The organism is Streptomyces longhuiensis (assembly GCF_020616555.1).
Taxonomy (GTDB): domain Bacteria; phylum Actinomycetota; class Actinomycetes; order Streptomycetales; family Streptomycetaceae; genus Streptomyces; species Streptomyces longhuiensis.
Window position 1 is genome coordinate 8,495,312 of record NZ_CP085173.1, and the last position, 22,768, is coordinate 8,518,079.

16 protein-coding genes and 1 pseudogene are annotated in these 22,768 nt (G+C 70.7%); 12 read left to right on the top strand and 5 right to left on the bottom strand.

Translation table 11 applies throughout. The features are described from left to right. Window positions 1-143 precede the first annotated feature (143 nt). From LGI35_RS38670 to LGI35_RS38695, 6 genes are all read left to right on the top strand, one after another. The gene (locus tag LGI35_RS38670) at window positions 144-1,202 is read left to right on the top strand and encodes a beta-keto acid cleavage family enzyme (RefSeq protein ID WP_227299084.1); all 1,059 of its coding nucleotides are present in this window, start codon (window positions 144-146) and stop codon (window positions 1,200-1,202) included. 136 nt (window positions 1,203-1,338) lie between these two features. Next, window positions 1,339-2,310: a quinone oxidoreductase family protein gene (locus LGI35_RS38675; RefSeq protein WP_227299085.1), complete on the top strand. Its 972-nt coding sequence runs from the start codon at window positions 1,339-1,341 to the stop codon at window positions 2,308-2,310. Between the two features lie 33 nt (window positions 2,311-2,343). Further along, window positions 2,344-3,219, top strand: a complete 876-nt coding sequence (locus LGI35_RS38680; RefSeq protein WP_227299086.1) for a TauD/TfdA dioxygenase family protein — start codon at window positions 2,344-2,346, stop codon at window positions 3,217-3,219. A 4-nt stretch (window positions 3,220-3,223) separates the two neighbouring features. Next, window positions 3,224-4,495, top strand: coding sequence for an MFS transporter (locus tag LGI35_RS38685; protein ID WP_227299087.1), 1,272 nt, complete (start codon window positions 3,224-3,226; stop codon window positions 4,493-4,495). After that, window positions 4,492-5,085 (top strand): RBBP9/YdeN family alpha/beta hydrolase, encoded by a 594-nt coding sequence (locus LGI35_RS38690; RefSeq protein ID WP_227299088.1) that lies wholly within the window; start codon window positions 4,492-4,494, stop codon window positions 5,083-5,085. The genes LGI35_RS38685 and LGI35_RS38690 overlap by 4 nt, the downstream gene beginning before the upstream one ends. Beyond that, window positions 5,082-7,031: an acetoacetate--CoA ligase gene (locus tag LGI35_RS38695; protein WP_227299089.1), complete on the top strand. Its 1,950-nt coding sequence runs from the start codon at window positions 5,082-5,084 to the stop codon at window positions 7,029-7,031. Before LGI35_RS38690 ends, LGI35_RS38695 begins: the two co-directional genes overlap by 4 nt. A gap of 58 nt (window positions 7,032-7,089) precedes the next feature. On the opposite strand, the pseudogene LGI35_RS38700 reads toward LGI35_RS38695, so the two are convergent. Then, window positions 7,090-8,651: pseudogene (locus LGI35_RS38700) on the bottom strand (glycoside hydrolase family 32 protein). 207 nt (window positions 8,652-8,858) lie between these two features. On the opposite strand from LGI35_RS38700, the gene LGI35_RS38705 reads away from it, so the two are divergent. Genes LGI35_RS38705 through LGI35_RS38720 form a run of 4 tightly spaced genes read left to right on the top strand, consistent with a single transcriptional unit; the run spans window position 8,859 to window position 13,545 of the window. Then, window positions 8,859-10,268 (top strand): extracellular solute-binding protein, encoded by a 1,410-nt coding sequence (locus LGI35_RS38705; protein ID WP_227299090.1) that lies wholly within the window; start codon window positions 8,859-8,861, stop codon window positions 10,266-10,268. Beyond that, window positions 10,265-11,209: a carbohydrate ABC transporter permease gene (locus LGI35_RS38710; protein ID WP_227299091.1), complete on the top strand. Its 945-nt coding sequence runs from the start codon at window positions 10,265-10,267 to the stop codon at window positions 11,207-11,209. Before LGI35_RS38705 ends, LGI35_RS38710 begins: the two co-directional genes overlap by 4 nt. Window positions 11,210-11,221: 12 nt before the next feature. Beyond that, window positions 11,222-12,055: a carbohydrate ABC transporter permease gene (locus tag LGI35_RS38715; protein WP_227299092.1), complete on the top strand. Its 834-nt coding sequence runs from the start codon at window positions 11,222-11,224 to the stop codon at window positions 12,053-12,055. Then, window positions 12,052-13,545 carry a glycoside hydrolase family 32 protein gene (locus LGI35_RS38720; protein WP_227299093.1) on the top strand — a complete coding sequence of 498 codons (1,494 nt, stop codon included), beginning with the start codon at window positions 12,052-12,054 and terminating at the stop codon, window positions 13,543-13,545. Before LGI35_RS38715 ends, LGI35_RS38720 begins: the two co-directional genes overlap by 4 nt. On the opposite strand, the gene LGI35_RS38725 is transcribed toward LGI35_RS38720, so the two are convergent. Both LGI35_RS38725 and LGI35_RS38730 read right to left on the bottom strand, forming a co-directional pair. Further along, window positions 13,493-14,560 (bottom strand): LacI family DNA-binding transcriptional regulator, encoded by a 1,068-nt coding sequence (locus LGI35_RS38725; RefSeq protein ID WP_227299094.1) that lies wholly within the window; start codon window positions 14,558-14,560, stop codon window positions 13,493-13,495. The genes LGI35_RS38720 and LGI35_RS38725 overlap by 53 nt on opposite strands. Window positions 14,561-14,741: 181 nt before the next feature. Beyond that, on the bottom strand, window positions 14,742-15,863 hold the full coding sequence (locus LGI35_RS38730) for a PP2C family protein-serine/threonine phosphatase (RefSeq protein ID WP_227299095.1): 1,122 nt from the start codon (window positions 15,861-15,863) through the stop codon (window positions 14,742-14,744). A 295-nt stretch (window positions 15,864-16,158) separates the two neighbouring features. Between LGI35_RS38730 and LGI35_RS38735 the strand changes: the two genes are divergently transcribed. Continuing rightward, the gene (locus LGI35_RS38735; RefSeq protein ID WP_227299096.1) at window positions 16,159-17,187 is read left to right on the top strand and encodes a helix-turn-helix domain-containing protein; all 1,029 of its coding nucleotides are present in this window, start codon (window positions 16,159-16,161) and stop codon (window positions 17,185-17,187) included. Between the two features lie 224 nt (window positions 17,188-17,411). Continuing rightward, on the top strand, window positions 17,412-20,804 hold the full coding sequence (locus tag LGI35_RS38740; RefSeq protein ID WP_227299097.1) for a S8 family peptidase: 3,393 nt from the start codon (window positions 17,412-17,414) through the stop codon (window positions 20,802-20,804). A gap of 134 nt (window positions 20,805-20,938) precedes the next feature. Here LGI35_RS38740 and LGI35_RS38745 read toward each other — a convergent pair whose 3' ends face one another. Together LGI35_RS38745 and meaB are read right to left on the bottom strand one after the other, a co-directional pair. Next, window positions 20,939-21,544, bottom strand: a complete 606-nt coding sequence (locus LGI35_RS38745; RefSeq protein ID WP_227299098.1) for a GPP34 family phosphoprotein — start codon at window positions 21,542-21,544, stop codon at window positions 20,939-20,941. 234 nt (window positions 21,545-21,778) lie between these two features. Next, window positions 21,779-22,759 carry a methylmalonyl Co-A mutase-associated GTPase MeaB gene (meaB, locus tag LGI35_RS38750; RefSeq protein WP_227299099.1) on the bottom strand — a complete coding sequence of 327 codons (981 nt, stop codon included), beginning with the start codon at window positions 22,757-22,759 and terminating at the stop codon, window positions 21,779-21,781. Window positions 22,760-22,768: the final 9 nt, after the last annotated feature.

The following is a 22,768-nucleotide window of genomic DNA, read 5'->3' on the forward strand; positions in this document are numbered from 1 at the left end:
CGCCGGGCGTAACCCGCTCTTAACGTGGCCGTACCGCAAGGGCCACCCCGGCTCTGTCGATCAAGGCCCTTGCCCCAGCCACGAGTCGGGTCGGTGTGCCCACGAAGGCCTGCCCCGGCGCGTCCGCGTACCAGGAGATGACGATGCACTTCCTCGATGACTCCCTGCTGCCCGAGAACCAGCAGAAGCTGGTGATCCAGGCCGCTCCCTACGGCCCCGAGTGGCTCCCCGGCGACGCCGACGACCTTCCCCTCACCATGGACGAGCACGTCCAGGCCGCCGTGGACTGCTACAACGCCGGTGCCACCGTCCTGCACATCCACGTGCGTGAACTCGACGGGCACGGCTCCAAGCGCATGTCCAAGTTCAACGAACTCATCGGCCGGCTTCGCGAGGCCGTCCCGGACATGGTCCTGCAGATCGGCGGATCCATCTCGTTCGCCCCCGAGGACGAGGGCTCCGAGGCGAAGTGGCTCAGCTACGACACCCGCCACCTGCTGGCCGAACTCGACCCGCGGCCCGACCAGGTGACGATCGCCATCAACACCAGCCAGATGAACATCGTCGAGATCATGTCCGACGACGACCTCGCCGGCACCTCCATCGCGAAGCCCGACTACTACGCGGCGTACCGGGACATGGTCGTCGAGGCGGGCCCCGACTTCTACCTCGAACACCTCAAGCGCCTGCACGCGAACGGCATCCAGCCGCACTTCCAGCTCGCCACCCTGGCCCAGCTGGAGACCGTCGAGCGTCTCATCCGCAGCGGTGTGTACACCGGCCCCCTGGTCCTCAACTACGTGGCCATCGGTGGCGGGTTCTCCGGGCGCCACCCGGCCGACCTGATCGAGTTCGTCCGCCGTGTCCCCGACGGCGCCGTCCTCACCATCGAGTCCTCGATGCGCGCCGTCGCCCCCATGAACGCCATCGGCATCGCCCTCGGCGTCCACGTCCGCGTGGGCAACGAGGACAACCTGTGGGCCCGCAAGGGCGAGCGCATGAGCTCCGTGAAGCAGGTCGAGCAGATGGTCAGCATCGCCGACACCCTCGGCCGCGACATCGCGAACGGCGCGGAGGCCAAGGAGATCTACCACATCGGTGAGTACTACTCCGGCACCGACCAGACCCTGGCCGCACTCGGCATGGTGCCCAACCGGCGTCCGGGCCGGCGCGGCTTCATGCTCGGCGGCACCGCCGGCTGACGTCGGCCGATCGCCGCCGAACCAGCACAGCCGGCCGAACAGGCTCAGCACGCCCAACCGGCACATCCAGCTGAACAAGCACAGCCAGCCCCCCGAGCACAGCACGCCGAACAACCCGAACGAAGAGAGCATTGCCGTGGCATACGCCATCCGCTTCCACGAGACAGGCGGCCCCGAGGTCCTGCGCCGCGAACAGGTGACCGTCGGCGCCCCCGGCCCCGGCGAGGTCCGGGTCCGGCACGAGGCCGTCGGCCTCAACTTCGCCGACACCTACTTCCGCACCGGCCTGTACCCGGCGCCGCTGCCCGCGGGAATCGGCGTCGAGGCCGCCGGTGTCGTCGAGGCCGTCGGCCAAGGCGTCACCCACGTCGCCGAGGGTGACCGTGTCACGTACACCGGCAGCCCGCTCGGCGCGTACAGCTCCGAGCGGGTCATGCCCGCCGACTCCCTGATCCGGCTCCCCGACGGCATCGACTTCGAGACCGCGGCCGCCATGACCATGCGCGGCCTCACCGCCTCGTACCTGCTGCGCCGCATCCACCCGTTGAAGCCCGGCGACACGATCCTGCTGCACGCCGCCGCCGGTGGCGTGGGACTGATCGTCTCCCAGTGGGCCAAGCTGCTCGGCCTCACCGTCATCGGCACCGTCTCCACCGAGGAGAAGGCCGCACTCGCCCGTGCCCACGGCTGCGACCACACCATCCTGTACCGGCAGGAGAACGTCGCGGAGCGCGTGCGGCAGCTGACCGACGGGGTCGGTGTCCCGCTCGTCCTCGACAGCGTCGGCAAGGACACCGTCGCCGGGTCCATGGCCTCGCTGCGCCGCCGCGGCCTGCTGGTCTGCTTCGGCACCTCGTCCGGAGTGCCGCCGCTGGACGCGATGAAACTCGTCCAGCACGGATCGCTCTTCGTGACCCGTCCGGCGCTCGCCGACTACATCGCCGACCCCGCCGAGCGGGACGACCTCGCCGGGGAACTGTTCGGCCACGTTGCCGCCGGCCGCATCGGGATCCGCGTCGACCAACGCTTCGCCCTCGAGGACGCCGTGACCGCGCACCGCACGCTCGAAGCGGGCCGCACGACGGGCTCGTCCGTCCTCATCCCCTGAGCCACCCGTCCCCCGTACCCCAGGAGAGCACCCATGCCCCGGACCGCTGCCCGCACCCGGATCCAGGTCGAACCGCTGACCTGCACCATCGGCGCCGAACTGCACGGCGTCCAGCTCAGTGACGCCGTCCATGACGACGCGCTCTTCGCCAAGATCAAGGAACTCCTGCTCCGCCACAAGGTGCTGTTCCTGCGCGACCAGGACATGAGCCGTGCCGAGCACGTCGGGTTCGCCTCCCGCCTCGGCCCGCTGGAGGACCACCCGGTCCTCGGCAGCGACCCCGACCACCCCGGCCTCGTCCGTATCTACAAGGACCTGGACAGCAGGCCCGAGCACTACGAGAACGCCCTGCACTGCGACGCGACCTGGCGCGACCGCCCGCCCATGGGCGCCCTGCTCCGCTGTGTCGCGACGCCCGACGTCGGCGGCGACACGATCTGGGTCAACATGGCCGAGGCGTACCGCAGGCTCCCCGAGCACATCCGCACCCAGATCGACGGGCTGCGCGCCCGGCACAGCATCGAGGCGAGCTTCGGCGCGGTCATGCCGACGGAACAGCGCCACCAGCTCAAGGCCCGCTACCCGGACGCAGAGCACCCGGTCGTGCGCACCCACCCCGAGACCGGCGAGAAGATCCTCTTCGTCAACTCGTTCACCACCCACTTCGTCAACTACCACACCCCCGAGAACGTGCGGTTCGGCCAGGACCACGCGCCCGGCGCGAGCCACCTGCTCAACTACCTCACGAGCCAGGCGGCCGTCCCCGAGTACCAGGTCCGCTGGCGCTGGACCCCGAACAGCGTCGCCCTCTGGGACAACCGCTCCACCCAGCACTACGCGGTCCAGGACTACTGGCCCGCCGTCCGCAAGATGGAGCGTGCCGGGATCGCCGGTGACAGGCCCTGCTGAGCCGATGACGCGTCGCTACGCGTGGTTGGTGTTCGCCCTCAGCTTCGGGCTCCTGCTGTCGGACTACATGTCGCGGCAGGTCCTGAACGCGGTGTTCCCGCTGCTGAAGGCCGAATGGCTGCTCTCCGACACCCAGTTGGGAGCGCTGAGCGGCATTGTCGCCCTGATGGTCGGCGTGCTGACCTTTCCGCTGTCGTTGCTCGCGGACCGCTGGGGCCGGGTCAGGAGCCTGGTCCTCGCTGCGGTGGTGTGGAGCCTGGCCACCCTGGGCTGTGCCGTCTCCGCGAGCTACGGCCAGATGTTCCTGGGCCGTTTCATGGTGGGTGTCGGCGAGGCGGCCTACGGGAGCGTGGGCATCGCGGTGGTGCTGAGCGTGTTCCCGGTGGGCCTGCGGGCCACGCTGTCGGGCGCCTTCATCGCGGGCGGCGCCTTCGGCTCCGTACTCGGCGTGTCGATCGGCGGTGTGGTGGCCCAACATCTGGGCTGGCGCTGGACGTTCGGCATCATGGGCTTGTTCGGGCTGGTCCTGGCAGCGGTCTACGGCGTCGTCGTGACGGAGCGGAGACTGGCGCCGGCCGGCTACGGCACCGGCCGCGCACCGGGTACGGGAGGCCCGGTACGGGCGTTGCTGCCCCGGCTGTTCTCGTCGGTGTCCGTGCTGTGCGCCTACGTCGGCAGCGGCCTGCAGATGTTCATCGCGATGGCTCTGCTGGCCTGGATGCCCAGCTTCCTCGACCGCTCCTACGGCCTGCCGCCCGGCAAGGCCGGACTCGCCGCCGGAGGCTTCGCGCTGATCACCGGGATCGGCATGATCGGCGGCGGCATCGTCAGCGACCGGCTCGGCCGCACCAACCCCCACCTCAAGTGGACCGTCGCCATCGTGTGCAGCGTCGGCTCGCTGGTCCTGCTCACCGGCGGCTTCCAACTCCCGCCCGGCATACCGCAACTGCTCCTCGTGGGTGCCGGGACGTTGCTGTCCAATGCCACGGCGGGACCCGCCGCCGCCATGGTGGCGAGCCTGACACCGGCCGCCGTCGCGGCGACGGCCATGGCGACGCTCACCCTCGCCAACAGCCTGCTGGGCCTGGCGCCCGGCCCCGCGGTGACCGGCATGCTGGCCGACCGCTTGGGCCTGGACGGCGCACTCCGCCTGGTCCCGCTCGTCGCCATCGTGGCGGGCCTGGCGTTCGCCCTCGGCAGGCGCCACTACGACAAGGGCCTCATCTCGGCATCGGCCCCGGCCCCGGCCCTCGAACAGACGGAGATCCCCGCATGAACCCCGTTCCCGCGCCCACGGTCGTACTCGTGCCCGGCCTGCGCGACCACGTCCCCGACCACTGGCAGACGGCCCTCGCCGCCCGTCTCCCCGGTTCCGTGACCGTGCCGCCCCTGACGGACCTCAGGCTGAGCCGTGACGCGCAGGTCACCGCCCTGAACGACGTGGTGTCCGCCATCGAGGGACCGGTCGTGCTCGTCGCGCACAGCGCCGGCGTGCACACCACCGTCCACTGGGCGGCCCGGCACACCCGTCCGGTGCACGGCGCCCTCCTCGCGACGCCGCCCGACTTCGAGACCCCGCTGCCGGACGGCCACCCCGCACCGCGGACCCTGCGCGACAACGGCTGGCTGCCGACGCCGAGCGCCACGCTGCCGTTCCCCAGTGTGGTCGCGGCGAGCACGAACGACCCCCTGGCCCGCTTCGACCGGGTCACCGCACTGGCCGACGCGTGGGGCAGCCGCCTGATCGACCTCGGCCCCGTCGGCCACCTCAACCCCGCTTCCGGCTACGGCGAGTGGCCCCGCGCGCTGGAAATCCTCGAGACCTTCGGCTGCCGTACGACACCGGACCCGAAGGTGTCGGCATGAGCGCGCGGAACTCCAACGTCACCGAGTTCCTCGTCTGGTTGGCACAGGAACGCGGCCTGGCGTTCACCGACTACGCCGGGCTGTGGCGGTGGAGCACCGACGACCTGCCCGGCTTCTGGTCGGCCGTGTGGGAGTTCTACGGCCTGGACACGGCCAGCGACTACGACGAAGTGCTCGGCGACGCGAGGATGCCCGGAGCGACCTGGTTCACCGGGGCCCGCCTCAACTTCGCGCGGCAGTGCCTCGCCCAGGCCACCGACGAACGCCCCGCGCTCATCGCCGTGTCCGAGACCGGCGACCCCGTGGAGATCTCCTGGGACCGGCTCACCAGGGAAGTGGCGGGCACGGCCGCGGCCCTGCGGGAGATGGGAGTGGGCCCCGGCGACTGCGTCGCCGGGTACCTGCCGAACATCCCGCAGGCCGTGGTCGCCCTCCTGGCCACCGCCGCCGTCGGCGCGACCTGGACGGTCTGCGCACCCGAGTTCGGCACGCCCAGCGTCCTCGCCAGGCTGGGCCAGGCCCGGCCGACGGTCCTGGTGGCCGCGGACGGCTACCGCCACGGCGGCAAGGAGTACGACAGGCGCCCGCACATCGCGGAGATCCTGGACGGCCTGCCCACGGTCCGCCACCTCGTCGCCGTCGACCGCCTGCACACGTCCGCCGCCGGACCGGCATGGTCGCAGCGGACGGACGTGACGCAGCACGACTGGTCCGATCTGGCCGGCCGCGAAGCCCGACTCGACTACGCCGACGTTCCGTTCGAGCATCCGCTGTGGATCCTCTGGTCATCGGGCACCACCGGCGTCCCGAAGGGAATCGTTCACGGCCACGGCGGCATCGTCGTCGAGCTGCTCAAGGCGCTGGGGCTCGGCGTGGACCTGCGCGCCGACGACCGCTACCTCTTCCACACCTCCACCAGCTGGATGGTGTGGAACTTCATGGTCGCCGGCCTCCTGCACGGCAGCACGCTCGTCCTCTACGACGGCAGCCCCACCCACCCCGACGTCAACGGCCTCTGGCGGACCGCCGAACGCACCCGCGCCACGACGGTCGGCGTCGGCGCCGCCTACCTGATCGCCGCGGAGAAGGCGGGCGCCCACCCGGCCGCCGCCACGGACCTCGGCGCGCTGCGGACCATCCTGCAGACCGGCTCGGCCATGCCCGACAGCACCTGGCAGTGGGTCCACGACCGGCTCGCCCCGAAGGCCCGGCTCCAGTCGATCTGCGGCGGCACCGACATCTGCTCGGTGCTCGCCGGCGACTCCCCGCTGCTGCCGGTGCGCACGGGCCGGATCTCCGGCCCCTCCCTGGGCGTCGCCCTCGCCTCCTGGGACGCCACGGGTCAGCCGCTCGTGGGGGAGCAGGGCGAACTCGTGGTCACGGCACCTCTGCCGTCGATGCCGCTCCGCTTCGTCGGCGACCCCGGCAACGAGCGCTACAGGAGCAGCTACTTCGACGTCTATCCCGGCGTGTGGCGGCACGGCGACTGGGTCACCATGGACCCCGACCTGTCCGTCGTCGTCGCCGGACGCTCCGACTCCACGCTCAACCGCATGGGCGTGCGCATGGGGTCCGCCGACCTCTACGCCGTCGTCGAACGGCTCCCGCGGATCGCGGACAGCCTCGTCATCGGCGCCGAACTGGCGGACGGCCGCTACTACATGCCGCTGTTCGTCGTGCCCGCGGAAGGCGAGCGGTTCGACGACGCCCTGCGCGACGAGATCGTCGGCGCGATCAGGCACAGCCTGTCGCCCCGGCACGTCCCCGACGCCGTCGTCCCCATCGAGGCCGTACCGCGGACCCTCACGGGCAAGAAGCTGGAGGTCCCCGTCAAACGCATCCTCCAGGGCGCCCGCGTCACCGAGGTCAGCGCGGAAGGTGCCGTGACCCGGCCCGACATGCTGGCCTGGTTCGCGCAATTCGCGGCCGGGCTGGGACGGCCCTGAGAACGTACGGCTGTGAGGCGCCTGACCAGACGGGCAGAACCTGGTCAGGCGCCTTCCCTCATACGGAGAACTCCCGCACCACCGTGTCGCGGAACACCGCCGCACCGCCGCTGCTGAACAGCGCGAGTCCTGTGTCCACGAGATACGGGAACGCCTCCATCGAGTGCGTGTACCGCCCGTCGTCGAAGAACACCTCGACCGTCGTCCGGTCCACGAAGACCCGTATCCGGACGGACTTCCGCGCCGGGTCGAACGGCGTCCTGCTCTCCTGGTACTTGCCGGAGGTGTCGGGGTTCGCCGCGCCCCGCCGGTTCACGAAGGCGTAGTCGCCCCAGACACCGGCGTCGATGTGCCGCGCCCCGTCGGTCGAGCGCCTCAACTGCACTCCGACGCCCTCCAGTTGATCCCATTCCACCTCGGCCGACAGCTCGTATGCCGTGCCCTGGTAGTCGAGGACGAGCTGCCCGTCGACCGTCAGGTCGCCGAGATCGACGGTGCGTGCGACATGGGCGGCGAGGGAGTCCACCGGGCGGGACGCGAGATAGTACGGGCCTGACCCCTCCCGGCGCAGGGTCACCTCACGGACCAGTGAATCCGTGCCGTTGAAGCCGTCGCTGTCGATCGTGGGCGTGGTGTTGGGGTAGTCCCAGTTGTTCAGCCAGCCGATCGCGTACCGCGCCGACTCGTCGACGGTCCCGCCGGTGGCGCGCTTCTCGAAGGTGACCGCGCCGTACCAGTCGAAGCCGTGGTCGAGCCACTGCGGCGCCTCGGCGTCGGGGGTGAACGTCGTGCCGTCGAAGGAACCGGCCCAGTACGCATACGTGTTGGGCAGGCCCGAGGCCTTGCCGTTGGCGCTCACCCCGAGGACCCACTTGACCGTCCCGTCCTCGGCCTCGATACGGAACAGGTCCGGGCACTCGAGGACGCCGATGCCCTCCTTGACGAAGCCGCCGGCGTACGTCCACGTCTTGAGGTCGTCCGAGTGATAGATGCCGACCTGGTGTTCTCGGCGAGTGCCATCACCCAACGGCCGCGTTCCTCGTCGCGGATCACCTTCGGGTCGCGGAAGTCCCGCACCCCCGGATTGGGGACGACCGGGTCCGTGCCGTGCGGCCGGAAGGTGCGGCCGCCGTCCGTGGAGTACCAGAGGTACTGGGCCTGCGTGTCGGCGCCCTCGACCGGCTCCTGCGTGACGAGGACGACGACCGCTCCGGCGCCGAAGCCCGCCGTGTCGCCCGAGTCGACCACCGCGCTGCCGGACCAGACGTCGCCGTTGGGCGTGGTGTCCTTCGGCACGGCGATGCCGCGGTCGCGGAAGGAGACGAGGTCGGTGCTGGTCGCCAGGCGCCAGGCGGTCCCGGTGGTGGTGCCGCCGGCGAGGTAGTCGGCGTTGTAGAGGTAGTAGTAGTGATACTCGCCGTCGATCCAGACGGGCCGCTGCGGGTCGTTCTTCCACTGGTCGGGGACGGTGAAGTGGTACTCCGCGCGATAGCTCGCGGCGGCCTTCTTGCGGGGCCGGGGCTTCGCGGCGGCGGCCGGTATGGGGGCCGCGGACAGGAGGGGCAGTGCCGCTCCCAGTACCCCGGCCCGGATGAGTGCTCTCCTGGTCGTCCCGCGCATGTCTGGCATCGCTGACGCATCCCTCTCGTGACGGCGGCTCAATGCCTTGAGGACTGTAGACCTAACTCGTTAAAGGTCAAGGGGGGAAGGGGATCGGGCAGGAGGAACCTAACTCGTTACAGGCGACCTTGCGAGAAGCCTTGACAGGGCCCCGCCGGATTTCCATCATCTGCTGCAACCCTTGAGCTATCACGAGTTAGGCATCGGATGACCGACTCGAATTTCCCTCGCCGCGCCCTGCTGCGCGGCGCCTCCTACGGCGCGGGTGCCGCCGCCCTGGCCGGCGTCGCCGCGTCCTGGGATCGGCTCACCGCCGCCGACGTGCACGGCCGGGACGACCATGCCCTGGTCGTCGCCACCCTCGGTTCCTCCGTGGACCCTGCCGCCCAACGCGCTCTCAGCGACGGCTTCCGCGCACTCCACCCCGGCCTCGACGTCCGGCTGGTGCCCGTCCAGGCCACCGACTGGTCGGACTTCTTCGCCAAGATCCTCACGCAGATCGCCGCGGGCACCGCCCCCGACGTCGTCTATGTCGCGACCGAGGGCGTCCAGCTGTTCGCGCAGCGCCTGGGCGTGGCGCTCGACGACCGGGTCCGGCGCGACAAGGAGGAACTGCGCGAGTACTTCGCGGACGTCCATCCCTCACTCGTCGAGTCGATGATGTTCGAGGGGAGCCTGTACCAGCTGCCCGTCGAGTTCAACGCGGCCGACATCTATCTCAACCGCGCCGTACTGAAACGCTCACGCGTCGAGTTGCCGCCACCCGACTGGGACCGCGACGACTTCACGTCGCTGCTGCGCACCATGAAGCGCGGCGGCGGCAGCGGCTTCACACCGTACTTCTGGACGAACCGCCTGTGGGGCGGTGTGGTGCCCTGGCTCTTCGCCAACGGCACCAACGTCCTCAGCGAGTCGAAGGCCCCAGGCGGCGACTGGCTGTGGGACACCTTCTACCCGCCCCGGGACCGCCGCGGCCGGGGCGGCGGCTACCGGTGGACCGGCCCGCAGGCCACCGCCGACCGGGTCGAGGAGGTCTACGAGTACCTCTCGTCGCTGATCCAGGACCGGCTCTGCTCGCGCCCCGAGGGCGGCAGCGGCACCAACCTGGTCGGCGTGTTCTCCACCGGCCGCGTCGGCGTCACCCCGGCCGGCGGCTTCTGGGCGGGCGGCCTCCACACCGCCGGAATGCGGCGGGACGCGTACGACGTGCAGTACTTCCCGCGCTGGCGCACCCAGCGCCACCAGTTCGGTGCCGCCGGATACGCCCTGCTGAAGACGTCCAAGAAGCAGGACGAAGCCTGGGAGTTCATCAAGTACTCGGTCCGCAGGGACGTCCTGACGCAGCTGTTCCGCGCGAACCAGACGACGCCGGCGCGGCGTTCGATGGTGCACGCCGCCCGGTACGAGGAGACCGGCCCGCAGAACTGGCCCGTCTTCTACGACACCCTCGACCGATTCCCCGCCACCGGCCCGATCCCGGCCCCGCCCCAGGTGGCTGAAGTCGAGCAACTGCTCCTCAAGCACACCGGAACCGCCCTCGCGGACGCCCGCGGTGTCCGGCCCGCCCTGCGCCGCCTGCAGAGCGACCTGGAGAAGGCCATGGAGCGTGCCGCATGACCGCCCCCGTGCTCAGTCGGCGGCCTGCGCCGGCCGCCTCCGCGACCGCCCCGCGCCGCTCCCTCAAGGACCGCGGTACCCGCCTGCTGGCCGCTCTGTTCCTGGCGCCCACGCTCGTCGGGGTCCTGGTCTTCACCGTCGTACCGATCGTCGGGTCGGTCGTTCTCAGCTTCTTCCACTGGGACGTCATCGGCACGCCCCGCTTCGCGGGCACCGACAACTACACCCAGGTCTTCACGGACGACACGGTCCTCGTGTCGTTCACCAACACCCTGATCTTCATGGTGTTCGCGGTGGCGCTCCAGCTCCTGCTCGCCCTGGCTCTCGCGCTCACCCTGACCAACAGGATGCCGTCGTGGCTGCGCTCCACGTTCCGCTCGGCGTTCTTCTTCCCGCTGATCCTTTCCGCCGCGTCCATCTCGGTGGTCATGAAGTACCTGTTCAACCAGGACTTCGGAGTGGTGAACTGGCTGCTCGGGCACGTCGGGATCGCTCCGGTCCCCTGGCTGACGTCCGAGCACTCGGCGATGGCCGCGGTGATCCTGGTCTATGTCTGGCAGCAGTTCGGCTTCTCGTTCCTGCTGTTCGTCGGCGGCCTGAACACCATCCCCAAGGAGATCCACGAGGCATCGTCCCTCGACGGGGCGTCCGGCCTGCGCAAGCACCTGTCGATCACGCTGCCCCTGCTCTCGCCGACCCTCCTGGTCGCCTCCGTCGTCGGGATCATCAACGCTCTGCAGGTCTTCGAGCAGCCCTACGTCCTCACCGACGGAGGGCCGGGTGACGCCACCCGCACGGTCGTGATGGTCATCTACCAGAGCGCGTTCGAGCAGCTGCGGTTCGGCGAGGCCTCCGCGATCGGCGTCCTGCTCTTCGTCCTGATCATGGCTGTGACGGCACTCCAGTTCCGGCTCAGCCGGCGCTTCGTCCACTACCAGTAGCCGGGTGACCCCATGAACCGTATGAAGTACGTCCTCGTGTCCTGGACGCGCGTCGCGGGGCTGACGGCGGTGGCCCTGCTGACCCTCGGCCCGGTGATCTGGACGGTGTCCACCTCGTTCAGGGCACCGGCGGAGTCGTTCGACCTGCCGCCGCGGATCATTCCGGGCCACGCCACCACCGAGGCCTACCACCAGGTCTTCGCGCAGATCGACGTGTGGCTGCTCGCCCTCAACTCGACCCTGGTGACCGCGCTCATCGCGGTCGGCCAGATGATCACCGCGGGGCTCGCCGGATACTCCTTCGCGCGTCTCGAATTCCGTTTCAAGAAGCCCCTGTTCGGCCTTGTCCTGGCGACCATGATGGTCCCGGTGCAGGTCACGATCGTGCCGGTGTTCCTGCTCCTGAAGCCGATGGGCCTGACCGACACCCTGCTCGGCCTGATCGTCCCCGCCTGGCCGACCGCCTTCGGCACGTTCCTGATGCGGCAGTACTTCCTCGGCATGCCCAAGGACCTCGGCGAGGCGGCCCTGATCGACGGCGCCGGGCCGTGGCGGATCTTCCGCTCGGTGTACGCGCCGCTGGCCACGCCCGGCCTCGCGATCATCGGCGTCCTCGCCTTCAACTACCACTGGAACGAGTTCTTCCGGCCGCTGATCCTCGAGACCTCGCCCCAGAACTTCACGCTGCCGCTCGGCCTGGTCTCCCTCCAGGGCAACCTCGGCACCGGCTCGATCTCCGTCGTCCTCGCCGGAGTCGTGCTCTCCATGATCCCCGCCATGGCGGTCTTCGTCATCGGCCAACGCCCTCTGCGCGAGGGCATCACGTCCGCGGGAGTGAACCGATGAATGACGACCATCCGGACGGCGCACATGACGTGCCCGGGGCACATGAAGTGTGCGACGCACATGAAGTGCATGACGTCCACGCCCCGCGCGCCCGGGTCCGCCCGCCCGCCAACTGGGCCAACGATCCCAACGGGCCGTTCCGCCGGCGCGGCCGCCACCACCTCTTCTACCAGCACAACCCCGCCGCACCCGTGCACACGAACATGCACTGGGGCCACGCCTCCAGCGCCGATCTGGCGCACTGGGAACACCACCCGATCGCGCTCACGCCGACCCCCGGCGGCCCGGACGAGGCGGGCTGCTGGTCCGGCTGCGTGGTCGACGACGCGGGCACACCCACCGCCGTCTACACCGGAATCGACCGTCACCACACCGGACTTGGCGCCATCTGCCTCGCCCAGGCCGATCCGGACGATCCGCTTCTTGTGCGCTGGCGCCCCCTGGCGGCGCCGGTGGTCGCGGGTCCGCCGCCGGGCCTGGACGTGGTGATGTTCCGCGACCCGTTCGTGTTCCGGCACGGAGGACGGCGCTGGGCGCTCGTCGGCGCCGGGCACGCGGACGGGACACCATCGGTACTCCTCTACGACTGCGACGACCTCAAGGCGTGGCGCTTCGCGGGCGTCCTGCTCGACGGGCGGGACCCGTCGGCGGCCCGCCTGCTCGGCACGGACGCGACCGGCTGGGAGTGCCCCCAGCTGTTCCGGACGGACGCCGGAGACTGGGTCCTGGTCCTTTCGCTGTGGGGCGGCGACCCGCACGCGACGGCGGCACTGACGGGCCGTCTGGAAGAGATGAAGGAAGGTGGATGGAAGTTCCGGGCCGTGTCCGGTGGCCGCCCGGACCACGGCCGCGACTTCTACGCCCCGGCCGTTCTGTACGACCCGGACGACGGGCGCACCCTCCTGTGGGGCTGGTCCTGGGAGGCCCGCCCGCAGGGCGAGGTGGATCGAGCAGGCTGGTCCGGTGTCCTGACCGCACCCCGCGAGATGGGCACACATGCGGACGGATCACTGCGGGTCCGTCCCGCTCCGGAGCTCGAACTCCTGCGCAGCGAAGAACAGTTGGTGGGCGACGTGTCGAACTCGGGGACAGCGCTGCCGGTCTCGTACGACGTGGAGGTGACCGCGCGCACGCCGGTGACCGTGACCCTGTGCCGGGCCGCGTCGGGCCGGGAGCTGACCGTCACGCTCGATCCGGTGGCCGGCACGGCGACCCTCGACCGGTCGGGCTGGCCGCGTCGCGACGCCGCCGGGCGGGAGACCGACTCGACGCCCCTGGTGCTGAGGGTGCCGCCGACGGAGGAGCTGGCCGCACGGATCCTCGTGGACGGTTCGCTGCTCGAACTCTTCGCTGCCGACCGGGCCGTGGCCACCGAGCGTGTCTACCTGCGCCCGGACGACACCACGGCCTTGACGGTCTCCGGAACGCCTGCCCGGATCAGGGGCTGGGAGGTGGCCCCACGGAATCACGCCCGACCACAGGGCAGTTGAGCCGGATCACTTCGGCGGGCGGCGCCACGCCGCCCGCCAGGGCGTCGAGCAGCAGCTGCGCCGCCCGCTCGCCCATGGCCCGGTGCGGCAGCGCGACGGTCGTGAGCCGCGGGCTGAGGAACTGAGCCATGTGCTCCTGGTCGTCGTACCCCACCACCGAGAGGCCGCCGGGCACCTCGATGCCGAGCCGGGCCGCGGCGTGCAGCACACCAGCCGCGACCCGGTCGTTGTAGCAGACGATCCCGGTCGGCCGTTCTGCCGCGGGCACACCGTCGAGGACACGCAGCGCACCCTCATGTCCGGCGGAGATCTCGCCCCCGCTCCGCACGATCCAGTCCTGCCGGGCCCGCATCCCCGCACCGCGCAGAGCGTCGCGGAAGCCGCGCAGTCGTTCCGCGGACGCGATGTCGTCGAGCCCGCCGACCAGGGCGATCCGGCGGTGCCCGGCCTCCAGGAGCAGCCGCGCCGCGGCCCGTCCGCCGGCTCGCTCGGCGGGGATGACGGCCGCCCAATCCCCCTCGTTCGGAAGGCAGTTGGCGAGTACGGCGACGGTGTGGTCGAGGCCCTTGGGCAGCGCGGCCCGGCGCAGTGTCATCGCGGCGTAGATGATGCCGTCGACGCGCCGGTCGAGCAGTTCGGTGACCGCGGCGCTCTCCTTGTCCGGGTCGCCGGTCGAGTCGACGGTCACCACCAGGTGCTCACGGTCCCAGGCGGTCTCCATGGCGCCGCGCAGCAGCGCTCCGGCGAAGGGGGAGGAGGCGATGTGGTCGGTGACGAGACCGATGACGGCGCTGCGCCGGCGGCGCAGACCGCGCGCCATCGGGTTCGGCCGGTAGCCGAGCTGCCGTGCCGCCTCCCGGATCCGCTCCTGGGTGGCCGCCGACAGGTTCCCCTCGGCGCGCCCGTTGAACACGAACGACACCGCGGTGTGCGACACCCCCGCGAGCCGGGCGACATCCTTCGACGTGGGCCGCCGCTCGGACCCGCCCGCATCCTTGCCCTGGCCCCTGTCCATGCCCCTGACCGTTCCCCACCCCGCACGCCGGCTTGACCTTCGCCACCCTAGCCGTGCCCCGGCTCACGGGAACCCTCGACGTCTCGTCACCGGCCGACGAGCTCGTGCGGACGCGGCTCGGGTCCCGCCGACGCGGGTGGCGGGCGTGGCGGACGATCGCGTGCCGCATGGAGCGACGTACTCAGCGGAAAGGCGACCGCCGGACGGACAGGATCGCGACGTCGTCGTGCTGACCTCGCTCTCCGGCGAATGCGCTCGCGTCTTCGTAGAGGGCCCGTGGCAGCTCGGTGGAAGAGAGGGACACCCTCTCGGTGAGGCGTTCGGTGACGGGGTAGAACGTGCCGTCGGCGCCGCGCGTCTCGGTGAGCCCGTCGGTGGTCAGCAGCAGTGTTGCCCCGGCCGGGAAAGTGAACCAGTCGACGGTCGCCGGTTCGGTGGCGAGTTCGGCGAGACCGAGGGGAACACCGGAGTCGAGGGCCGGCGTGCTGATGGTGGCGTCGTGCAGCAGCTGGGGCGCGATGTGTCCGCAGTTGATGACTTGTACCTCGTCGTGCGCGTCGACGTTGAGGACGAGCGCGGTGACGAACCGTTCGTCGTCGCCGGTCTGCGCGGCATAGGAGTTGTGCCGTACGACAGAGGCATCGAGTGCGTCGGCGAGGGCGGTCAGGGTCGGCTCCCGGTGGGCCGCCTCCCGGAATGCGCCGATGACCGCGAACGCGGCACCGACCGCGGGCAGGCCCTTGCCCTGGACATCGCCGATCAGAACCCGGGTTCCCCAGGGAGACTCGACGACGTCGTAGATGTCGCCGCCGACGAGCCGGTCCTCCTGTACGGGCTCGTACGCGCCGTCGACCAGGACGTCGTCGGTGAGCAGAGGCAGCGGGCGCAGGATGTGGCGCTGCATCGCCGCGGCGGTGGAGCGCAGCCGCAGCATCTCGTCCTCGCGGCGGATACGACGGTGGCAGGCGTAGACGGAACCCGCGCCCAGGGCGAGGGTGAGCAGCATCATCAGGCTCCTGTCGAGCCACGACCGCCCGTCACCGTGCTGGGCCAGCACGATGACGACGACCACGAGCACGATCCACGCAGCCACGAACTTCGTCTGGCGCACGGTGCACAGCGCGGACGCGGCCGCCGGCAGGAACACGAGGAGCCCGAGAAGCCACACCGGGGACTCGGACAGGGCACCGAGGAGGAGCATCACGAGGGTCACCAACGCAACGCCGAGCACTACCTCGACGTTGCGCGGTGGTTCGATGCTCTCGATGGGGCGCGCGAAACGCTTCGGATGCTTTTGCGGCACGGAACCTCCCGGGCAGGTGGTGTACTCCCCGTACGTTAGGCAGGCCCGGACGTGGGTGAGCCGCGCCCCGCCGGACGATGCCCCCGTGCGGTGACCGGCGTGACCACGGATCGGGATCCGGGTGTGCGGGCCGTGCGAGGCACACCCCCGGTCCGGGTGACTCAGACGCGTCCACGACAGGCACCGAACAGGGGCGACTTCCTGACGGTGGGATAATGTTCGGCCGCGAAGAATCCGCTCGGTCCACCCGAGCCGCGCCACGGTCAGACACGGGGGCCGTCCGAGGGGGATCTGGATGCTGCAGGCATTGGGACTGGGCCCGGCCGAAGAGGCCGTCTACACCGCACTGCTGGCCCGCCCGACCGCCTCCGCGCAGGACCTCGTCCGGCAGACCGGACTCGAGGAGGCCGAGACCACCCGCATCCTGCTCGACCTGGCGACACGTGGTCTGGTCGCGGTCGCCACCGAGGCCGGGAGCGGGGTGTCCGACCCGGCCGACTGCGACGCCGGCAGCCGGCCCGCCCGCTACCGGCTCACACCACCCTCGGTGGCCCTGGCCCCGATTCTCGTCGAGCAGCGCAACGCACTGCACCGGGCCGAGACGGCGTTCTCGATGCTGACCGAGCAGTACCGCAGTACCGCCGCGCACCCCGCGGGCAGCGTCGTGGAGGTGGTCGTCGGCGTGGACCAGGTGGCACACCGGTTCCACCAACTGCAGCGCGGTGCTCAGCGTGAGTTGCTCGTCTTCCTCGTCGGCGCTCCCACCGCGGTGGCGCGCGACGACGCCGACGTGTCGGAGAGCTCCGCCCTGGACCGCGGAGTCGACTTCCGTGTCGTGGCTGCCAAGGACTATCTCGACGGTCCCGACGTGGCGCGGGACGTGAAGGCAGGTATCGCCGCGGGCCTGGAGGTGCGCCTCGCGGACTCGTTGCCGCTGAAGATGGTCGTGTCGGACCGGGAGCGTGCCATGGTGCCACTCGACATGACGGACTCCGGCGGTGAGCCGAGCGCCATCGTGGTGCACCGCAGCGGTCTGCTGACGGCCCTGGTCCAGCTCTTCGAGAGGGAATGGGCCGCGGCCCGGCCTCTGTACGCCACCAGCACGGGAGTGCGCGCGCAGCCGACCACCGATCAGCAGCCGACCGAGGGGGAACTGGAGGTCCTCGCCCTCCTGCTGGCGGGGATCTCCGACCGGCGAGCGGCCTCCCAACTCGGCCTCTCCATACGCACCGTGGAGCGACGGACACGCCGTCTGATGGACCTCGCAGGAGTGGACTCTCGCCTGCAACTGGGGTGGCACGCGGCACGTGCGGGCTGGCTCTGACGTCCTGACCGGTGCTGAGAGCCCCTTCCTCGACGACCTCGATCCGGCCGAAGCTGCAGCATGCGGCCCAAGGTTCCACCGCGCTCGGGAACTCGTAGACGTGACCCCGTGTCGGAAAACCGACATGCGGGAAACCCGTCACGCGCGGCATCACTCCACGATCCGGATGTCTGCCAGGCTGCATCGGCAGCACGGCATGTTCACGGTTTCGAGTGGGGAGATCCATGCGCTCCATAACGCGTATAGCCATGGGCGCGGCTACCGCCGCCGCCCTGGCCGTCACGGCGGTCGCGCCTTCCGGGGCGGCGGATACGCCGCCTGACGGTGCCTCGGGGAAGAGACCCGTCATCGGCAGCGAGGCGGCCAGGGCGACGGGCGGCAAGCAGACGTCCGTCACGCTCGTCACCGGCGACAAGGTGGTGGTGACCACCGACAGGTCGGGTCACAGCTCCGCGGCCGTACTGCCCCGCGAGGACGGCACGCAGCCGATGGTGCAGACGTACCAGATGGGCAAGGACCTCTACGTCTACCCCGAGGACGCCTCCGAGGCGATCGCCGAGGGCAAGGTCGACGAGCAGCTGTTCAACGTCACCGGCCTCATCCGCCAGGGATACGACGACGCGCACACCGACACGCTGCCGCTCATCGCCACCTACCGCAACAGTGTGGACGTCGCGAAGAGCGCGCCGGCGGCCCCTCGTGGTTCCGAGCGGGGCCTGAGCCTCCCGGCGGTGGACGGCGTCGCGCTCAAGGCGGGCAAGGACACGGCTGCCACGTTCTGGCGGGACGTCACCGACACCCGCTCGCGTGCTGCCTCCCCACTGAAGAAGCTGTGGCTGGACGGCAAGGCCGAGGCCACACTGGACCGTTCCACCGCGCAGGTGCACGCGCCGGAGGCCTGGGCAGCCGGCTACGACGGCAAGGGCACCAAGGTCGCCGTGCTGGACACCGGCGTGGACGCCGAGCACCCGGACCTGGCGAGCCGGGTCGCCGCGTCCAAGAACTTCACGGACTCCAAGACCACCGACGACAAGGTGGGCCACGGCACCCACACCGCCTCCACGGTCGGCGGGTCCGGAGCGGCCAGCGACGGCCGCAAGAAGGGGGTCGCCCCCGGTACCTCCCTGCTCGTCGGCAAGGTCCTCAACGACCAGGGCTACGGCCAGGACTCGTGGATCATCGCCGGTATGCAGTGGGCCGTCGACCAGCAGGCCGACGTCGTCTCCATGAGCCTGGGCAACCCCACGATCCGCGACTGCGCCGACCCGATGGCCCAGGCCACGCAGCAGCTCTCGCAGAACACCCACACCCTGTTCGTCGTCGCCGCCGGCAACGCCGGTCCGGCCACCGAGACGGTCTCCTCGCCCGGCTGTGTGCCCGGCGTGCTGACCGTCGGCGCCGTCGACCGTGACGACACCACCGCGCCGTTCTCCAGCCGTGGTCCCGTGGCCGTCACCCACACCCTCAAGCCCGAGATCGCCGCTCCCGGCGTCGACATCTCGGCGGCGAGCGCCGGCGGCCGTGGTGTCTACGCCTACCGCACGATGTCCGGTACCTCCATGGCCACCCCGCATGTAGCGGGCGCAGCGGCCGTCGTCCGCCAGGCCCACCCGGACTGGACCGCGCAGCAGATCAAGGCCGCCCTGGTCTCCTCCGCCCGCACCGGGGGCAAGGTCGCGGGCGCCGACCAGACCGGCGGTGGCGTCCTCGACGTGTTCGGCGCCGTGAACCAGAAGGTGCTCTCCGCACCCGCCGTCCAGGCCGGCAGCTACGACTGGCCGCAGGACGCGTCGGACCGCACCACCGTGCAGGTGCCCTTCACCAACACCGGCAAGAAGGACCTCACTCTGAGCCTGAAGGTCAGCGGTGTGCACGGCAACGACGGCAGCGAGGTCCGCTCCGGCGTCGTCAAGCCGGCGGAGGGCAAGGTGAGGGTCGACGCGGGTGCCACCGCTCAGGTGCCGCTGCGGATCGACCCCACCGCCCGTCTGACGGACGCCCAGTACGGTGCGGTCACCGGCAGGATCCTCGCCACCGGCGACGGTGTGCACGTCTCCGTGCCCGTCACGCTCTACGTCCAGCCGCAGACGGTCACGCTCCGGGTGAAGGCCGTCGGCCGTGACGGCAAGCCGGCCACCGGCTCCTCCTCCCTGGACCTCGTCAGCCTCGACACGGACAAGGGCGAGCGCCGTACCAACGCGGGCGCGACCGAGCAGACGTACAGCGTGCGCCCCGGCGACTACTCCCTCAGCAGCTTCGTGACGACATACGGTGCGGACAACGCCCTTGAGTCGGTCAGCTACCTTGCGAACCCGCAGTTGCGGATCACCCGTGACACCACCGTCGTCCTCGACGCCCGCAAGGCCCACCAGGTGAGCGTGCGCACGGACCGTCCCTCGACGGTGACCAACACGACGCTCAGCTACGCCCGTACGTGGGACGACACGTGGGAGATATCCGGGTCGCTCGTGGCCGACCAGACGGTCCAGAAGTTCTACGCGGACATCGACGGACGTGCCGGGAACGGCACCTTCGAGTTCCGGCCCACCTGGCGTGCCTCCGGCTCCGAGGGCGGGTCGCCGTACGTCTACAACCTGTCGTTCCCGACGCGGGGTCCGCTCCACTCCGACCAGGTCTACAGGCCCAAGGACGCCAAGCTGGCCCAGGTCGCCGAAACGTGGAACGCCATGGGCAAGGAGGCCGACTACCTCGACGCCTTGTTCCTGCGCCCCGCCGGCAGCAGCGGCTCCTACCTCCCCGTGAGCGCGTTCGCCACGGTCCACGTGCCCGTCGCCCGCACCGCCTACTACACGACCGGCGACGACGCTTGGTACCACGGCGCGATGACGAGCTTCCCGTTCGCCGCGTTCATGGGCGACCAGGAGCGCAGCTACCGGCCCGGGGAGCGGCGTGCCGAGAAGTGGTACGGCGGTCCCCTGCGGCCCGGCGCGGCACGCGACGCCGACGGCAAGCTGATGCTGGCCGCCGAGCGGCAGGGCGACCTGATGGGCTTCCAGAACGCGCTCTGGGTCGACGGATCGGGCGACCACTGGTCCTACGGCGGGTCGTTCGGCGACCTCGGCAACCTGGAGCTGAAGCGCAACGGTGAGCGGATCGGCGGCAGTTACGATCCGTACGGTGTGTTCGAGGTGCCGGACGAGGACTCCGCGTACGAGCTCACCCAGAAGTTGGAGAAGATCTTTTCCGGCGACCGGAACTGGCTGCGCTCCACCGCCGTCACCACCACGTGGAGCTTCCGCTCCCACCGGGAGCCGGACGTCTACTCGCGCGGCCTGCCGATCCTCTCCCCGGCGTACGACCTGCCGGTGGACGGCCTGAACACCCTGCCCGCGAAGAGCGGCATCAAGGTCGGCCTGTCGGTCGAGGGACACGCCGGGTACACCCCGGGCGCGATCACCGAGGCCTCGCTGTCCTACTCCTACGACGGCGGCACCACCTGGATCAAGGCGCCGGCCCAGAAGAAGGACGGCAAGTGGACGGCCGTCCTCGACCACACCGGTGCCACCGGCAAGCAGGTCATGACGAAGGCCGAGTTCACCGACGCCAACGGCAACGCGGTCACCCAGACCATCACCCGCGCCTACGACGTTCGCTGACCACGTGGTCTCCCGCCGCCACCCGTACAGCTCGTGTGAGCCGTACGGGTGGCGGCGGCACGCGCCGAAAAGGGCGCCTGACAGGCATTTACCCTGGTCAGGCGCCCTTCTTCGTGCAGGGACAAGGACAGATCTCAGTAGCCGCGCCAGACGTTGTCGAACGCCGCGTCCTCGATCGCCCTGCGCTGGCGTACGGCCTGCAGTTCCTGAACGGCGTTCCCGACGGCGGCCAGCACCGCCGCGACCGGGTCCCCGGCGAGCTCGGGGGCGTCGTCGGCCGGCTCGTCCCGGATTCCGGCGGCGGCCGCCAGGGCGACGAGCACGGGTTCGCCCGCGGCCCAGCGTTCCTCGGCCCGGCGCCGGGCCGCCGAGTCGACCGGCTCCGTCCGCCCGCCCCGCAGTGGATTCCGAAGGCCTCGGGGCCGGGCCGTCAGCCCCTCTCGCTCCAGCTCGTCGACGTAAGCCGAGGACAGCCCGCGGCCCCGGCGCCACAGCCAGTCCTCGACCGACTCGTACGGCTCCCGCCGCACGAGAGCCGTGGCGGCCTCATCCAGCAGGCGGTCCCCGGTGGGCGCCTGGGCGCTGGGCAGGATGCGGTCGCCGTCCACGATCAGGGCCTTGGCCTCGATGAGGTCGAGCACCTCGGCCCCCGAGAGCGCCAGCGACAGCTCGCCCTGCTCCACGGGGTGGTCGGGTGTCTCAGCCAGGGCAACGATCGCGAGGTCCCGTGCGGTGGTCATGAGCGGCTCCACGTCAGTCGGCCGAGTGCGGGGCGGGAGCGCCGGCGGCTCCCCGGTCGATTGTCGCCGCGCTCCGGGCGATGAGTGCCCTCTTATGACCATGTCGCCCGGGAATCCGATCCGCAGCATGGAGGGGGCCAGAAGATCGTCATCTGTGCGGGGGAGGGATTCATCCTGATCCACAGATCCACCCCCCCCGCAACGGTGTCGTTCCGGGCCGGGCCGAGGGCTTGCTCAGCGGCTCCTGAAGGCATCGAGGATGCGCTCGGCGGCCAGCGTGGCGGTGAGCTGTCCGTCGCGGACCTGCTGTTCGAGCTCCGGTGTCAGGGAGCGGACGGCCGGGTCGGTGTGGAGTCGGCCGAGGAGCTCGTCATGGACCATGGCCCATGTCCAGTCGAGCTGCTGATCGCGCCGGCGGGCGGCGAGGCGCCCGGTGGAGTCGAGCAGGGCGCGGTGCTGTTCGAGCCGTTCCCAGACGGTGTCGAGGCCGGTCGACTCACGTGCGCTGCAACTGAGCACAGGCGGTGTCCAGAAGGCGTCCTTCCCGTGCATCAGGCGCAGCGCGCCCGCCAACTCCCTTGCCGCTGACTGCGCGTCGCGCTCATGCGGGCCGTCGGCCTTGTTGACGCTGATCACGTCGGCCAGCTCGAGGACGCCCTTCTTGATGCCCTGCAGCTGATCGCCGGTACGGGCGAGGCTGAGCAGCAGGAAGGAGTCGACCATGTTCGCGACCGTGGTCTCGGACTGGCCCACGCCGACGGTCTCCACGAGTACCACGTCGTAGCCGGCGGCTTCCATCACGATGATCGACTCACGTGTCGCCTTGGCGACACCGCCGAGCGTGCCGGCCGTGGGGGAGGGGCGCACGAAGGCCGCCGGGTCGACGGCCAGGCGCTCCATGCGGGTCTTGTCGCCGAGGATGGAACCGCCGGTCCGGCTGGACGACGGGTCGACGGCGAGCACGGCGACCCGGTGCCCGAGACCGGTGAGCATCGTGCCGAAGGCGTCGATGAACGTCGACTTGCCGACGCCCGGCACACCGGTGATCCCGATCCTGCGGGACCGTCCGCTGTGCGGCAGCAGCTCGGTCAGCAACTCCTGGGCCAGCGCCCGGTGTTGGGGCCGGGTGGACTCGACGAGCGTGATGGCGCGAGCGACGAGCGCCCGCTTCCCGTCGAGAACGCCCTTGACGTAGGTGTCGAGGTCGATGGCCATGGAGTCACC

Coding starts and splice junctions, on each gene's coding strand:
- meaB (WP_227299099.1), bottom strand. CDS start 22,759: ATGGCCATCGACCTCGACACCTACGTCAAGGGCGTTCTCGACGGGAAG.
- LGI35_RS38705 (WP_227299090.1), top strand. CDS start 8,859: ATGACCGACTCGAATTTCCCTCGCCGCGCCCTGCTGCGCGGCGCCTCC.
- LGI35_RS38680 (WP_227299086.1), top strand. CDS start 2,344: ATGCCCCGGACCGCTGCCCGCACCCGGATCCAGGTCGAACCGCTGACC.
- LGI35_RS38710 (WP_227299091.1), top strand. CDS start 10,265: ATGACCGCCCCCGTGCTCAGTCGGCGGCCTGCGCCGGCCGCCTCCGCG.
- LGI35_RS38715 (WP_227299092.1), top strand. CDS start 11,222: ATGAACCGTATGAAGTACGTCCTCGTGTCCTGGACGCGCGTCGCGGGG.
- LGI35_RS38690 (WP_227299088.1), top strand. CDS start 4,492: ATGAACCCCGTTCCCGCGCCCACGGTCGTACTCGTGCCCGGCCTGCGC.
- LGI35_RS38670 (WP_227299084.1), top strand. CDS start 144: ATGCACTTCCTCGATGACTCCCTGCTGCCCGAGAACCAGCAGAAGCTG.
- LGI35_RS38720 (WP_227299093.1), top strand. CDS start 12,052: ATGAATGACGACCATCCGGACGGCGCACATGACGTGCCCGGGGCACAT.
- LGI35_RS38725 (WP_227299094.1), bottom strand. CDS start 14,560: ATGGACAGGGGCCAGGGCAAGGATGCGGGCGGGTCCGAGCGGCGGCCC.
- LGI35_RS38740 (WP_227299097.1), top strand. CDS start 17,412: ATGCGCTCCATAACGCGTATAGCCATGGGCGCGGCTACCGCCGCCGCC.
- LGI35_RS38685 (WP_227299087.1), top strand. CDS start 3,224: ATGACGCGTCGCTACGCGTGGTTGGTGTTCGCCCTCAGCTTCGGGCTC.
- LGI35_RS38745 (WP_227299098.1), bottom strand. CDS start 21,544: ATGACCACCGCACGGGACCTCGCGATCGTTGCCCTGGCTGAGACACCC.
- LGI35_RS38735 (WP_227299096.1), top strand. CDS start 16,159: ATGCTGCAGGCATTGGGACTGGGCCCGGCCGAAGAGGCCGTCTACACC.
- LGI35_RS38695 (WP_227299089.1), top strand. CDS start 5,082: ATGAGCGCGCGGAACTCCAACGTCACCGAGTTCCTCGTCTGGTTGGCA.